This window comes from Ramlibacter tataouinensis TTB310 (assembly GCF_000215705.1).
Classification (GTDB): Bacteria; Pseudomonadota; Gammaproteobacteria; order Burkholderiales; family Burkholderiaceae_C; genus Ramlibacter; species Ramlibacter tataouinensis.
Genome location: NC_015677.1, coordinates 3764516 through 3778294, shown reverse-complemented (window position 1 = coordinate 3778294; position 13779 = coordinate 3764516). Strand labels below are relative to the sequence as shown.

At 71.3% G+C, this 13779-nt stretch carries 15 protein-coding genes; 2 read left to right on the top strand and 13 right to left on the bottom strand.

All coding sequences use genetic code 11. The features are described 5' to 3' along the window. Nucleotides 1–15 precede the first annotated feature (15 nt). From RTA_RS18110 to gspG, 10 genes are read right to left on the bottom strand one after another with little or no spacing between them, the layout of a single operon-like run. The gene (locus RTA_RS18110; RefSeq protein WP_013902886.1) at nt 16–1407 is read right to left on the bottom strand and encodes a GspE/PulE family protein; all 1392 of its coding nucleotides are present in this window, start codon (nt 1405–1407) and stop codon (nt 16–18) included. A 4-nt stretch (nt 1408–1411) separates the two neighbouring features. Further along, nucleotides 1412–3619, bottom strand: a complete 2208-nt coding sequence (gspD, locus tag RTA_RS18105) for a type II secretion system secretin GspD (protein ID WP_013902885.1) — start codon at nt 3617–3619, stop codon at nt 1412–1414. Between the two features lie 4 nt (nt 3620–3623). After that, nucleotides 3624–4427 (bottom strand): type II secretion system protein N, encoded by an 804-nt coding sequence (gene gspN / locus RTA_RS18100; RefSeq protein ID WP_013902884.1) that lies wholly within the window; start codon nt 4425–4427, stop codon nt 3624–3626. Nucleotides 4428–4449: 22 nt separating this feature from the next. Beyond that, nucleotides 4450–4959, bottom strand: a complete 510-nt coding sequence (gene gspM, locus RTA_RS18095; RefSeq protein ID WP_013902883.1) for a type II secretion system protein GspM — start codon at nt 4957–4959, stop codon at nt 4450–4452. After that, the gene (gene gspL / locus RTA_RS18090; protein WP_013902882.1) at nt 4956–6161 is read right to left on the bottom strand and encodes a type II secretion system protein GspL; all 1206 of its coding nucleotides are present in this window, start codon (nt 6159–6161) and stop codon (nt 4956–4958) included. The genes gspM and gspL overlap by 4 nt, the downstream gene beginning before the upstream one ends. Nucleotides 6162–6207: 46 nt before the next feature. After that, entirely contained in the window at nt 6208–7200 is a 993-nt protein-coding gene (gspK, locus tag RTA_RS18085) for a type II secretion system minor pseudopilin GspK (RefSeq protein WP_013902881.1), read from the bottom strand. Continuing rightward, complete coding sequence (locus RTA_RS18080) at nt 7197–7931, bottom strand: PulJ/GspJ family protein (protein WP_013902880.1); 735 nt, start codon at nt 7929–7931, stop codon at nt 7197–7199. Before RTA_RS18080 ends, gspK begins: the two co-directional genes overlap by 4 nt. Next, nucleotides 7931–8296 carry a type II secretion system minor pseudopilin GspI gene (gene gspI, locus RTA_RS18075; RefSeq protein WP_013902879.1) on the bottom strand — a complete coding sequence of 122 codons (366 nt, stop codon included), beginning with the start codon at nt 8294–8296 and terminating at the stop codon, nt 7931–7933. Before gspI ends, RTA_RS18080 begins: the two co-directional genes overlap by 1 nt. Beyond that, nucleotides 8293–8832, bottom strand: a complete 540-nt coding sequence (locus tag RTA_RS18070) for a type II secretion system protein (RefSeq protein ID WP_081466317.1) — start codon at nt 8830–8832, stop codon at nt 8293–8295. The genes gspI and RTA_RS18070 overlap by 4 nt, the downstream gene beginning before the upstream one ends. Then, complete coding sequence (gene gspG, locus RTA_RS18065; RefSeq protein ID WP_013902877.1) at nt 8807–9247, bottom strand: type II secretion system major pseudopilin GspG; 441 nt, start codon at nt 9245–9247, stop codon at nt 8807–8809. Before gspG ends, RTA_RS18070 begins: the two co-directional genes overlap by 26 nt. A 40-nt stretch (nt 9248–9287) precedes the next feature. On the opposite strand from gspG, the gene RTA_RS18060 reads away from it, so the two are divergent. Further along, nucleotides 9288–9752, top strand: coding sequence for a type II secretion system protein N (locus RTA_RS18060; RefSeq protein WP_041675736.1), 465 nt, complete (start codon nt 9288–9290; stop codon nt 9750–9752). A gap of 20 nt (nt 9753–9772) precedes the next feature. Here the strand turns inward: RTA_RS18060 and RTA_RS18055 are convergent, their stop codons facing one another. Next, nucleotides 9773–10606: an adenosylcobinamide-GDP ribazoletransferase gene (locus RTA_RS18055; protein WP_013902875.1), complete on the bottom strand. Its 834-nt coding sequence runs from the start codon at nt 10604–10606 to the stop codon at nt 9773–9775. Beyond that, nucleotides 10603–12147, bottom strand: a complete 1545-nt coding sequence (ilvA, locus tag RTA_RS18050; protein ID WP_013902874.1) for a threonine ammonia-lyase, biosynthetic — start codon at nt 12145–12147, stop codon at nt 10603–10605. Before ilvA ends, RTA_RS18055 begins: the two co-directional genes overlap by 4 nt. Nucleotides 12148–12418: 271 nt before the next feature. Here ilvA and RTA_RS18045 point away from each other — a divergent pair, with 271 nt between their 5' ends. Next, on the top strand, nt 12419–12868 hold the full coding sequence (locus RTA_RS18045; RefSeq protein WP_013902873.1) for an OsmC family protein: 450 nt from the start codon (nt 12419–12421) through the stop codon (nt 12866–12868). A 13-nt stretch (nt 12869–12881) separates the two neighbouring features. On the opposite strand, the gene coq7 is transcribed toward RTA_RS18045, so the two are convergent. Further along, nucleotides 12882–13499 carry a 2-polyprenyl-3-methyl-6-methoxy-1,4-benzoquinone monooxygenase gene (gene coq7, locus RTA_RS18040; protein WP_041675734.1) on the bottom strand — a complete coding sequence of 206 codons (618 nt, stop codon included), beginning with the start codon at nt 13497–13499 and terminating at the stop codon, nt 12882–12884. Nucleotides 13500–13779 lie beyond the last annotated feature (280 nt).

The window sequence follows — 13779 nt, the reverse complement described above, 5'->3', positions numbered from 1 at the left end:
GAGCGAGCGAAGGCGCTATTCGCGCGTCACGCGCACCAGCTCCTCGCGCGAGGTGATGCCTTCGCGCACCAGCCGCTCGCCGTCGTCCCGCATCAGCGTCATCCCCGCAGCCAGCGCGGCGTTGCGCAGGTCGGCCTCGGCGGCGCGGTTGTGGATCAGGGCACGGATGTGCTCGTCCGTCACCATCAGCTCGAACACGCCGGTGCGGCCCTGGTAGCCGGTCTGGCCGCATTCGCCGCAGCCCGGGCCATGGCAGTGCGAGCACAGCTTGCGCACAAGCCGCTGGGCCAGCACGCCCAGCAGCGACGAGCTGAGCAGGAAAGGCTCCACGCCCATGTCGATCAGGCGGTTGACGGCGCTGGCCGCGTCGTTGGTGTGCAGCGTGGCCAGCACCAGGTGGCCGGTGAGCGAGGCCTGGATGGCGATCTGGGCGGTCTCGTAGTCGCGGATCTCGCCGATCATGATCACGTCCGGGTCCTGCCGCAGGATGGCACGCAGGGCCTTGGCGAAGTCGAGGTCGATCTTGGCGTTGACCTGCGTCTGGCCGATGCCGGGCAGCTCGTACTCGATCGGGTCCTCCACCGTCATGATGTTGCTGGTGTTCGCGTCCAGCCGCGACAGCGCCGCGTACAGCGTGGTGGTCTTGCCCGAGCCGGTGGGGCCGGTGACGAGGATGATGCCGTGCGGCTGGGCGATGAGGTTGAGGAAGCGCCGCAGCGTCTCGCCCGTCATGCCCACCGACTCCAGGCTGAGCTTGCTTTCGCTCTTGTCCAGCAGGCGCAGCACCGCCCGCTCGCCGTGGGCGCTGGGCAGGGTGGAGACGCGCACGTCCACCGCCCGCGTGCCGATGCGCAGGGAGATGCGGCCGTCCTGCGGCAGGCGCTTCTCGGCGATGTCGAGCTCGGCCATGATCTTCAGGCGCGAGATCAGTGCCGCGTGCAACGCCCGGTTGGGCTGCACCACCTCGCGCAGCGTGCCGTCGACACGGAAGCGCACCGACGAATGGCGCTCGTAGGGCTCGATGTGGATGTCGCTGGCGCCGTCGCGCGCGGCCTGCGTCAGCAGCGCGTTCAGCATGCGGATGATGGGCGCGTCGTCGCTGGTCTCCAGCAGGTCTTCCACCGCCGGCAGCTCCTGCATGATGCGCGAGAGGTCGGCGTCGTTCTGCACTTCGCTCACGACGGTGGCCGCGCTGGACTCGCCCTGGGCATAGGCCGCGCTAATGCGCTGCGCCAGCGCGGAGGCATCGAGCTGCTGCAGGGCGCGCACGCGCCACTTGCGCATCACCTCGGTCCAGGCGCTGCCGGGCGGCATGCCGGCGTGCCACAGGGTCAGGGAGTCGCCGTCTTCCTCCAGCAGCAGCTGGCTGCCGCGGGCGAAGGCATAAGGCAGGGGATAACGGGCCATGGTGTCAGCGGGTCGTGGAGGGCGGAGCCATCTCGGCCGGCACCGGCGGGCCGGGCGGCGGCGCCGGGCGGACGGACGGCGGCACGGGCACGGGAGCGGGCGGCAGCACCGGCGCGGCGTTGATCTGCAGCACGCTGCTGGGGCGGGGCTGCGCCGCTTCCTGCTTGCCGCGCATCAGGTCGTAGCGGTCCAGCGAAAGCTCGTCGCTCTGCCCGGAGTCGCGCACCACCACCGGCCGCAGGAACACCATCAGGTTGGTCTTGCGGCGGCTGCGCGTCTCGGCCCGGAACAGGTTGCCCAGCACCGGCACGTCGCCCAGCAGGGGGATTTTTTCCTGGCGGCCCGCGTACTCGTCCTGCAGCAGGCCGCCCAGCACCACGATGGAGCTGTCGTCCACGATCACGTTGGACTCGATGGAGCGCTTGTTGGTGATCAGGCCGCTGGGGGAGTTGACGGAACTGGCGTCCACGCTGGAGACCTCCTGGAAGATCTGCATCTTCACCGTGCCGTTCTCGCTGATCTGCGGCCGCACCCGCAGGGTGAGGCCCACGTCCCTGCGTTCGATGGTCTGGAACGGGTTGACCGAGCCGTTGCTGGCGCCGGTGTTGGTGAACTGGCCGGTGACGAAGGGCACGTTCTGGCCGATCACGATCTTGGCCTCCTCGTTGTCCAGCGTCAGCAGGTTGGGCGTGGACAGCACGTTGCCGTCGGCATTGGTCTCCAGAAAGCGCGCCAGCGCCGCCAGCACGGGCGTGCCGCCGATGTTGCGGGCGATGCCGATGTTGCCCCCGGTGGACGGCAGCGTGGTCGGCTCGCCGCCCGCGATGCCCGCGGCCAGGTTGATGATGTTGGCGCCGGCGATGGTGAAGTTGGTGCCGATGGCGCCGACGATGTTGTTGTTGATATTGCCGATCAGGTTCTGCCACTGCACGCCGAACTCGGCGGCCTTGTCGGCATTGACCTCGGCGATCAGGCTCTCCACGTAGACCTGGGCGCGGCGCGAGTCCAGCCGGTCGATCACCGCGCGCAGCTGGCGGTACTGCGGCTCGGGCGCGGTGATGATCAGCGCGTTGGTCGCCGGGTCGGCCTGGATCTGGCCGCCGGTGGAGGGCGCCGCCGTGGGCTGGATGGGGGCCGCGGCCGCGCTGCTGACCCCGCCCGCGCCGAGGCCGGCGTTGACCGATCCGGCGGAGGACGGCGCAGGAATGGACGCGCCGGCGCCACCCGCCACGCCGCCACCCACCCCGCCGGCGGCACCGCCGCCCGCGGTGCCGCCCGTGCCGAGCCCGGCCATCGCCGCCCGCAGCGTCACGGCCAGGCGCGTGGCTTCGGCGTTCTTCAGGTAGACCACGTAGATGTTGCCCGTGGGGTTCTGCGAGGTCGGCTGGTCCAGCCGCTCGACCAGGGTGCGCACCAGGTTCAGCCGGGCCGGGTTGGCGGCACGCACGATCAGCGAGTTGCTGCGCACTTCCGGCAGCACCGTGGTGCGCAGCGCGGCGTCGCCTCCCACCCCCTGGCCGGGCGGACCGCCCGCGGCGGGGCCGCCGCTGGAGTCCACCAGCCGCTGCACCACCGGCGCCAGGTCGGCCGCCAGTCCGTGGCGCAAGGGCAGCACCTCCACGTCGGTGGCGTTGGACACGTCCAGCGCCGCGATGATGCGGCCCAGCCGCTGCAGGTTGTCGGCGTAGTCGGTGATCACCAGCGAGTTGTTGCCGGGGTTCACGTTGATGGTGTTGTTGGGGCTGATCAGCGGCCGCAGGATGGGCACCAGGTTGTTGGCGGTCTCGTGGTTGAGGCGGAAAATCTGCGTGACGATCTGGTTGCCCGCCGGCGCCCGGCCCACCGACACCGGCCCTCCCTGCAGCTTGGCCTCGGCCTCGGGTACCACCTTGAGCAGCCCGCCGGAGTCCACCACGGTGAAGCCGGACAGGCGCAGCGTCGCCAGGAACTGGTTGTACGCGGTCTGCGGGCTCACCGGGCGCTCGGTGGTCAGCGTGATCACGCCCTTGACGCGCGGGTCGACCACGATGTTGCGGCCGGTGATGGCGGCCATGGTGCGCGCCACCGCCTCGATCTCGGCGTTGTTGAAGTTCAGCGTCACCGGCTCGGGCGACGCCTGGCGCCGGGTCTGGGCCTGGGTCTGCGAGAAGGCCGGGGCCCCCGCCAGCAAGGCGGCTGCAGCGAGGGAAACGACGGCAATACGGAATGGCATGGCTTCAGCCTATGGTGATGATGGAGCGCGCACCTTCGCGCCGCCCGATGATGTTCAGCAGGTTGCCCAGGGCGGCCTCGCGCTCGGGTTCGGCGCTGGCCTGGCCGGTGAACCGCAGCCGCGAGCCGATCCACTGGCCGCTGCCGGCCAGCTGCAGGGGACCTTCCAGGGTGGAGACCTGCAGCGTCGGCGTGGCGCCTCCGGCCAGGACGATGCGGTAGCTGCCCATGGGCCTCAAGGTGGTGAGGCGGGACGACAGGTTCACCGCCTGCAGTTCGGCCTGGCCCTGCACCTGCAGCCGTCCTGCGGTCCATTCTACTGACAAGCCTCGGGTGGCCAGCTGCAGCTCGCCATCCAGCTGCAGCGTGTTCCAGGGCGTGCCCAGCCCGGCCAGCAGCGCGGCCGGCCAGCGCGATGCGCCGTCGGCCGCCGCGACGGCGGCGCCGCCCCAGCGCGGCTGGATGCGCAGCGCCAGCGGCTGGGTCGTGCAGCAGGGCGCCTCGACCTCCAGCCGCATGCCGGTGGCGGCCGGGCGCAGCCGCCATTGCAGCCGCGAGGGCAGGGCCGCCGCGTCCCGGCTGCCCGCGCCGCCGGTCAGCACCAGGCGGGCCGAGCCGTTCCAGACCGTGCCGCGCGGCTCGTCCAGCAGCAGCCGGCCGGCCGTGGCGCCGGACAGCGCGGCAGCGGCCCAGGAGGCGGGAATGAAGAACACCAGCGCCGCCAGCAGCCCGAGCACGGCACCGGCGGCGGCCCAGCCCCAGGCGGGCCGGGTCTGCAGGGCGGAGGCGGTGGAAAGGCGTCGGGCCACGTGGCGGATGGCGGGCGCGGCCTCAGCGGGGCGGCAGGGCCAGCACCAGGGTGCCGTCCCACAGGCCGTTGGCGTTGCGGTTCAGGCGGGCTTCGGCGGGCAGCGAGCGGGCGTTGACCCGCGCCTGCGTCAGCCACTGCGCAAGCGCATCGCCACGCACGCCGGACACGGTGAGGGTCACGCGGTCGCCGCCTACCACCATGCGGGCGCCGGCGCCCAGCATCTGGCGCACCGAGGCCTCCAGCGCGCGCAGCGCCTCGTCGGCGTTCTGGCGCGGCTGCGACTGCATGGCCTGGGCCTGGGATTGCAAGGCCAGCATGCGCTGCAGCTGGGCATCCAGCGCGCGGTGCTGCGCCTCGGCGCCACGCAGCGTGGCCAGCGCCGGCGCCACCAGCACCCACCACAGCAGGGCGAGCAGCAGCAGGCCGGCGGCGGCCGCCACGTAAGCTTTCTCGCGCGGCGCCAGCTTCTGCCAGCGCTCGCGCAGGGCCGCGGCCTGCGGCAGCGATCGCAAGCGGGCGGCCAGCGTCATGGCAAGGCCTCCGGCGACACCACCAGGGTGTCACCCTGCAGGGCCACGGCATAGCCCTGGCCCTTGAGCGAGGCGGCCGCGCGGCGCGCCTGCTCGGTGTTCCAGCCCAGGCCCTTGACGCGCAGCTCGCTGCCGTTGTATTCGATGCCGCCGGCCGGCTGGCCGGCGCCCAGCGAGGCCAGGGCCGACAGCATGGCCTCCAGGTCGCGGCCCGAGCTGGCGCCGGTGGCCCGGCGCAGGGCGGCGACCTCGCGTTCCATCTGCACCGGCGCGTCCACCACCACCTTCACCTGGGGAAAGGTCTGGGTCAGCACCTCGCGCACCCGCTCGCGCTTGTCGTCCAGCGCCGCGCGTTCCTTCCAGGCCCAGGCATTCAGGCCGACCAGGTTGGCTGCCACCAGCAGCGCGGCCCCCCAGCGGGCCGGCCGCCACTGCGGCGCGCGCAGCAGCTCGGCGCCGCCGGTGGCCAGCTTCTTCAGCCGCCGGGCGCGCAGCGAGCTGGCGAAGTCGAACTGCGCCAGGTCCCAGCGCGACTGTGCGGCCAGCAGCCAGCGCTGCGCCGGCAGCTGCAGCGTGACCGGCTGCTGCAGCAGCTGCTCGGCCTGCGCGGCCACCGCCGGTTCGGCGGTGCACACGCTGTGCTCGGGCAGGGCCGGCAGCAGCGGCAGCGACGCGGCCGTCAGCGGCAGGGCCAGCACCCCGCCCGCGCTGGCGGCGACCAGCAGGGCCGACTCCGGCTCGCCGATGGCATGCACCGCCGGCGGGTCCTGGGGGGTGAACTCCGGCACGATGCGCCCGACCGGCCGGCCGGCGGCCTCCAGGGCCTGCACCCCCGCCCGCAGCCAGGCGCGCTCGCACACCGCCACCCAGGCCGGCGCACCCGCCGGCGGCTGCGGCTGCAAGGCGAAGTGCAGGGCCTCGGGCTCGTCGAGCAGGCGCTCCTCCAGCAGGCCCTCCAGGACGGCGCGCAGGCGCGGCGACGCGGCGGACAGCCCCTTGGGCAGCTCGACCTGGTGCCAGGACAGGGCGGCGGCGGGCACCACCGCCACCACCTCGGCCGCCGCGCCGGCGGGCGCCGGCAGCAGGGCGGCGGGCGCGCTGCCATGCTCGCCGACGGTCTGGCCGTCGGGCGTGAGCACGAAGCCGAATTCGGTGCCGGCGGTCGCGGGTTCTGTCGGCAGCAGGACGAACAGGGAACTCATGGATGGCGGGGATTGTAGGGAGGCCCTACGGTCCGGCTGGAAGGCGTCAGCGGCCCGTCCCGGCAGCTTGCGCGTCCGGCGACGGCGCCGCCACCCCGCGCTCGCGCGAGAGCGTGCGGATGTCCAGGCCGTCGCGCTGGACCACCGAACGCTCCTGCACGACCGTATCGCCCAGGCGCAGCCGGCCGCGCACCTCGAAGAAACGCGAGGCGACGCTGGCCGAGCCATCCAGCACGGTCTGCTGCGACCCGCCCAGCGCACGTGACGCATCGCCCAGGCTGCGGAAGTGGGCGCGGGTGCGTTCGCTGACCAGACGCTGGGCATCGGCCAGGCTGATGCCGCCGACCGCGGCATAGATGACCTCGGCGTTGGCGGTGTTGAGGTTGACGGGCGTGCGTGCGGGCAGCACCGTCACATGGGGCTCCAGCACCGCCACCGTCTGCGGCGACAGCCCCAGCCAGACCAGCTGGTCCACCCGTTGCGGCGCCAGTGGCGCCATGTCGGCCGGGGCGTTCTCGGCGCTGATGGCGGTGGCCAGGCGCAGGTTCTCCGACAGCAGCGAGAGCTCGGCCGCGGGGAGTCCGAGCAGGTCGAACAAACGCTGGAAACTGCGCAGGCCGGTTTCGGAGATTCGGCCGCTTTCCACCAAATTGTTCACGTTGAGCTGCGACTGCAGGTCCACGATGTCGCCGGAGAGAAAGGCGTTCTCGCTGTCGCCGCCCTCGGCCGAGCTGTTGCGGTCGGCAGCCAGGAAGGTGGACAGGCGCGCCTCCTGCAGCGGCACGGCCCAGGGCTCGGCCAGGTGGTCGGCACCGCCGCTGCTGTTGCTGCGCACGTCCTCGCGCAGGATCAGCCGGGCCCAGTCGAGCGCGCCGGTCAGCACCCAGGACGATTGCATGCGCGAGCGCTCCGCCGCCTCGACCTCGACGCTGCGCCACTGCTGCCACAACGCCGCGGCGGCGAAGGTCGCCACCAGCGCCACCGTGAGCATGGCGGCCAGCAGCGCCGCGCCGCGCTGGGCGGTTGGCCGGGCGGTCACGACTTGCCTCCGCCCACCGTGGGGCGCACCCAGTCGATGGTGAGCAGGCCGCTGATCGGCTGGCCCGGCGGCAGGTTGAGGACCAGCCGCACGCCGTCCGGCAGCACGGAAACGCGGCCGCCGGGGTTGACCCGGCCGGCCGCCGGCGACGAAGTAGGGGGGGGCGTGCCGGGCGGCGGCGGCGTGGCGCCGGTGACGCCGGTGGCGTCGCTGGACTGCGGGTTGGTCCAGGCGTCGCCCCGGAAATAGAAGATCTGCCAGTCCAGCAGCGGCGTGATCGCCACTTCGCTACGCAGCTCGTCAAGGACGGCGTTCTGCGACCAGGCATCGGCCGTCAGCCAAGCCTGCTCGAGCTGCGCGCGCGTGGTCAGCGGCTGCGACTGCCAGCGCAGCCACCGGCCCTGGCCGTTGACGATGCGGCGCGTCCAGCCCACCACCCGGGCGCCCGAGTCGGCGCCCGGGCCGGCATGGCGGGTCAGGCGCAGCACCCGGCCGTTCCAGTCCAGCGCCGTGGTCTGCGGGAACTGGACCAGCGCGTCGAGGTCGGCGGACCACTGCGCCAGGCCGACCTGCAGCGCCAATACCTCGTCGGCACGCGCCTGGGTCTGGGCCTGGGCCCGCGTCATGCCGTCCAGGCCGCGCCAGCTGAGGATGGCGAGGATGGCCATGGCGAACAGCGCCACCAGCAGTTCGACCAGGGTGAAGCCGCCGCTGCGGCGAAGTATCCGCATCAGAACCGCCCCAGCACGGTGGACACGCGCAGCAGCGTGAGCGCGCCCTGGTGCACCCGCGCATCGACGCGCCGGAAGTTGGGGTTGGGCGTGGGTGCCACGGTGACCGTGACCTCCAACTGGACTTCCCCCTGCTGGCAGACCAGCGAGGTGTCGCCCACGCCGGGCATCTGGCGCGCCAACCGCGCCTTGACCAGCTCGTTCTCGGCGCAAATCTGGGCCAGCATCATCTCGGACTGCCGGATCGCGTTGTTGGTCAGCGCCGTGGTCGCCTGCAGCCCGGCCACCAGGGCGATGGCCACGATGCCCAGCGCCACCAGGATCTCGATCAAGGTGAAGCCGCGCTGGCGGTTGTGCCGCTTCATGGCCCGGACTCACCCACCACGCTGAAGGGGCGCAGTCCGTCGGTGGTGACGCGCAGCGCGCGCTGGGGCAGCGCGGGCGAGACCAGGACCACCTCCTGCGCGCCGATGATGGGCTCGGGCCCCAGCAGCAGCACGGGCGCGCCCAGCACCCGGGTCTGCTCGCCCAGCCAGCGCTCGGGCAGGGTGTTGGGCGCGGCGCCTTCGAAGCGGAAGCCGCCCTCCACGGAGCGCCAGCGCAGCGGCAGTCCGCTGGCGCGGGACTGGGCGCGTGCCGATTCCAGCAGCGAAGCCAGGCGCAGGGCCTCGCGCTCCAGTTGCGCGGCGGCCGAGTCGCGCAGCGCGAAGCTCACGCCGGCGCTGGCGAAGGCGATGATGGCCACCACCACCAGCAGTTCCATCAGGGTGAAGCCGGCGCTGCGCAGACGATGAGCGCCGCCGGGCCGCCCCAAGGCGCGAAGGCCCCCCCGGGGGGCAGCGAGCGACACGCAGTGCGGGAGCGTGGGGGCTCCCTTACTGCCAGCTGCCCACGTCGGCATTCTTGCCCTCGCCGCCGGGCTGGCCGTCGGCGCCGAAGGACATGACGTCTATCTCGCCCTTCACGCCGGGGTTGAGGTACTGGTACGGACGGCCCCAGGGGTCGTTGGGAAGCTTCTCGAGGTAGGGCTTCCAGTTGGCCGGCTGCGGAGCGGCGCTCGGGCGCGCCACCAGGGCCTGCAGGCCCTGTTCGCCCGTGGGATAGCGCTGGTTGTCCAGGCGGTAGAGCTTGAGCGCCTGCATCAGGTTGTTGACGTCGGTGCGCGCCGCGGTGGCGCGCGCGTCGTCGGCGCGGTCCAGCACGTTGGGCACGATCAGGGCGGCCAGCACGCCGATGATCACGAGCACCACCATCAGTTCGATGAGGGTGAAGCCGGCCTGGGCGGCCCGGCGGAGGCGGGTGGTAAGAGACTTCATACGAGGGGAAGCAGCAGATCGCATCAATGATAATCGCCGGATGGTGAGTCAATCGCGTGGCGGACGGCAAAGCCCATGGGCGGTGCGTGGCGCCACTTTCGCGCTGTGGGCCCTGGCGGCGGGCAGCGCGGCCTACTGGGGCCTCAAGCTGTCGGCGGGTGATGGCGCCGCGGGGATCGCGGCCGCCGTGCGGCCGGCGCCCGTCGCTCCCGATCCGGCCGCCATCGCCCGCCTGCTCGGCGCCTCGCCGCAGCCGGCCGCCGGCCCGGTGGCGGCGCCCAGCCTGGCCAGCCGCTTTTCTCTGGTGGGCGTGGCGGCGGGCGGCCCGCGTGGCGGAGCGGCTCTGATCGCGGTGGATGGCAAGCCCGCGCGGCCCTACCGGGTGGGCACGACCATCGAGGAAGGACTGGTGGTGCAATCGGTGCAGGGCCGGCAGGCCGTGCTGGCCGCCAGCGCCGACGGGCCGCCCGTGCTCACGCTGGAGATGCCGCCGCTGCGTCGCTAGCAGCGGCTCTGTTCGCTGCCTCATGCGCCGCCCAAGGCGGCCGCCGCACCGAGGTAGAACGCGATTTCGCTGACTTGCTGCGTGGCGCCCATGCAGTCGCCGGTGAAGCCTCGCAGACGCCGGCGGATCAGGTGCCAGAGCGCCGCCGTCGCCATCGCGCTCATGCCGACGGTCCAGGCCAGGAAGGACAGCCCCTGCACGAAGGCCACCAGCGCCAGTGGCACCAAGCACCAGCCCAGGGCGATCACCAGCGCCCACGGCTCGATGCGATCGGCCAGCGGCTTGCCCTTGGCACCGGTGGCACCGCCCTGGGACAGTGCGCGAAGGAGTAGCAGGGGCCACAGGCGCGACAGCACGTGGGCTCCCAGCAGGGCCGCCATCACGGCCGGCGGGGAGAAGGAGGCCAGCACCGCCAGCAAGGCCAGCTTGGTCATCAGCGCGAGGTTGAGCGCCAGCACGCCATGGGTGCCCAGGCGCGAATCCTTCACCTCCATGATCTCCAGCGCGCCCGGCTGATCGGGCGATCCTCCCAGGCGGTCGGCCATGTCGGCCAGGCCACCCTCGTGGAAGCCGCCCGTCAGCAGCACGGTGGCGATGGTGGAGCCCACGGCTGCGGCCAGCGGCGTCAAGGGCGTGTCGGGCAGCAGCAGGGACAGTAACGCGAACACCGCGCAGGCGGTCACGCCCACCAGCCAGCCCACGCCCGGGAGGTGCGCGGCGCTGGCGCCCAGCATGGCCGGGTTGTGGCCCACCCACTCGGCCAGCGGGCCGGTCACCGGCAGGCGGGTAAAGAATTGGATCGCCAGCAGGTAGTGGCGCACGAAGCCCAGCGCACGCGCGGTCGCCATGCTCATTGACGCAGGAACAGCCGGTAAGCCGGGTTGCCGGTTTCCTCCACGTGCGGATAGCCCAGTTCGTCCAGGAAGGCCTGGAACCGCCCGTCGTCGGCCTCGGGCACCTGCAGCCCCACCAGGATGCGGCCATAGTCGGCGCCCTGGTTGCGGTAGTGGAAGAGGGTGATGTTCCAGCCTGGCCGCAGGTGGGAGAGGAACTTCATCAGCGCACCGGGGCGCTCGGGGAAGATGAAGCGCAGCAGCCGTTCGCCCTGCGCCAGCGCGGAGTGGCCGCCCACCATGTGGCGGATGTGCTCCTTGGCCAGCTCGTCGTGCGTGAGGTCCAGCGCCTGGAAGCCATGGCGGCTGAAGTTGGCGGCGATCCGGGCGGATTCGCCCTTGCCGTGCGTGGTCAAGCCCACGAACACGTGGGCCTGGCGCGAGTCGCTGATGCGGTAGTTGAACTCGGTCACGTTGCGCGGCCCGCCCGGCAGCTCGCCGATCAGAGCGCAGAACCGCTTGAAGCTGCCGCGTTCCTCGGGGATGGTGACGGCGAACAGCGCCTCCCGTTCCTCGCCCACCTCGGCGCGCTCGGCCACGAAGCGCAGCCGGTCGAAGTTCATGTTGGCACCGCACAGGATGGCGGCATAGGTCTCGCCGCGTGTCTTGTGCTGGGCCACGTACTGCTTGATGGCCGCCACGGCCAGCGCGCCGGCCGGCTCGACGATGCTGCGGGTGTCGACGAACACGTCCTTGATCGCCGCGCACACCGCGTCCGTGTCCACCGTGATGAAGTCGTCGACCAGCGAGCGCGCCAGCCGGAAGGTCTCCTCGCCCACCAGCTTGACCGCGGTGCCGTCGGAGAACAGGCCCACGTCGTCGAGCGCCACGCGGCGCCGCGCGGCGACCGAACGCATCATGGCGTCGGAGTCCACGGTCTGCACGCCGATCACCCTGATCTCGGGCCGCACCGCCTTGATGTAGTTGGCCACCCCCGACACCAGGCCTCCGCCGCCGATGGCCACGAACACGGCATGCAGCGGCCCCTGGTGCTGGCGCAGGATCTCCATGGCGATGGTCCCCTGGCCCGCGATCACATCCGGGTCGTCGAAGGGGTGGACGAAGGTCAGGCCGTGTTTGGCCTGCAGCGCCAGCGCGTGGCCATGGGCGTCCGAGTAGCTGTCGCCGTGCAGCACCACCTCGCCGCCCAGGGCTCTCACGGCGTCGACCTTCACCTGGGGCGTGGTGACGGGCATCACGATCACCGCCTTGGCGCCCAGCCGGTGCGCCGACATCGCAACGCCCTGCGCATGGTTGCCGGCGGAGGCGCAGATGACGCCGCGCTTGAGCTCCTGCGGGGGCAGCTGGGCCATCTTGTTGTAGGCGCCGCGCAGCTTGAAGCTGAACACCGGTTGCTGGTCTTCGCGCTTGAGCAGCACCTTGTTGTGCAACCGCCGGCTGAGATTCTTAGCAGGCTCCAGCGCGGACTCGATGGCCACGTCGTATACCCGCGCGGTCAGGATCTTCTTGAGGTAGTCCGCGGGCTTGAGCTGCTTTTTCATGGGCGGAGCATGATAAGCGGGCAGCTCAACGGGTCGTTGCGTCGAGGCCCGCAGGCCCTCGGCACCCAGAAAAAAGCCCCCAGACCTTGCGATCCAGGGGCTAAATCCACCAAAGGAGAGGTGGAGGAGACAATCGGTGCACAACCCGCAATGGTTATGCTCGAAATCAGTATAGCCTGGGATTTGCTGCAACGCAGCACAACGTCTCCTTCTGGCAACAGCGGCATTAGCCGTATTTATCGGCGTCAAGCGCCGTTGATCGAGGACGCTCATGGAATGCACGGTGAGTTGGACGGGCGCGGCGGGTACGCGCTCGGGCATGGGGTTCGTGGCCGAGACCGGCAGCGGCCATGTGCTGGTGATGGATGGTGCCCCGGATGCCGCCAAGCCCGAGCACGGCGGGCAGAACCTGGCGCCCCGGCCCATGGAGACCGTGCTCGCGGGCACCGGCGGCTGTACGGCCTACGACGTGGTGCTGATCCTGCGCCGTGGCCGGCACGACATCCGCGGCTGCAGCGTCAAGCTGTCGGCCGAGCGCGCGGCTGCCGACCCCAAGGTGTTCACGCGCATCCACATGCACTTCACCGTCACCGGCAAGGGCCTGCCCGCCAGCGCGGTGGAGCGCGCCGTGGCCCTGAGCCACGAGAAGTACTGCTCGGCCAGCGCCATGCTCGCCAAGACGGCGGAGATGACGACCAGCTACGAGGTGCTCGAGGCCTAGACCGGTCTGAGTCTCAGACGTAGTGGGCGGTGGTGGTCATCACCTTGGCCGCTGCCTTCATCAACAGCCTGGCAGGCGCCGGCAGCGGGATCGCGCCCGCCTGCAGCGCCTGCGCCGCGTGGGACGCCTCGTCCGCCTTCATCTGGCTCACGATGGCCCGCGAGGCATGGTCGCCCGCCGGCAGGCGATCGAGATGGGTCTCCAGGTGAGCCTCGACCTGGCGTTCGGTTTCGACCACGAAACCCAGGCTCACCCGGTCCCCGAAACGCGCTGCCAGCAGGCCTAGCCCGAACGCGCCGGCGTACCACAAGGGATTGAGCAGCGAAGGGCGCCCGCCGATCTCGTCCAGGCGGTCACGGGTCCAGGCGAGGTGGTCCGTCTCCTCCCGCGCGGCTTGCCGGAAGTGTTCGCGCAGGCGAGATTCCCGGGCCGCCAGTGCCTGGGCGGTGTAGAGGGCCTGCGCGCACACCTCGCCCACATGGTTCACCCGCATCAATGCGGCGGAGTGACGCATTTCGTCAGTTGTGAGGCGCGTCTCGTCACCGGCAAGCACTGGGCAGGCGCGTACGGCGCGGGGTTTGGAGAACAAGGTACGCAACGCACCGTCGGCAATGCTCAGCAATTGGTCCATCTTTTGCAGTTTACGGTGCCTAAAGCGCCCAAATCAGGCCCGTTTTAGATGGAATTGCTGCTCTGCAGTCAAAAGTACCTGTTGCGCGCCGCCTACTGAACAGTTTTCCTTGTTGCCGGGTGGCAACAAAACGTCGACATAACGGTTAAATACTTTGCGCAAGAAAAGTCACTCTGGTGGAATAGCGTCAACTTCCCAAAAGGAGGTTGGCCCGGGGATCCGGCGGGAGCATGACATGCCTGCATTACGTGAGCCCATCCGCACCGGAGCCCTATGTTTA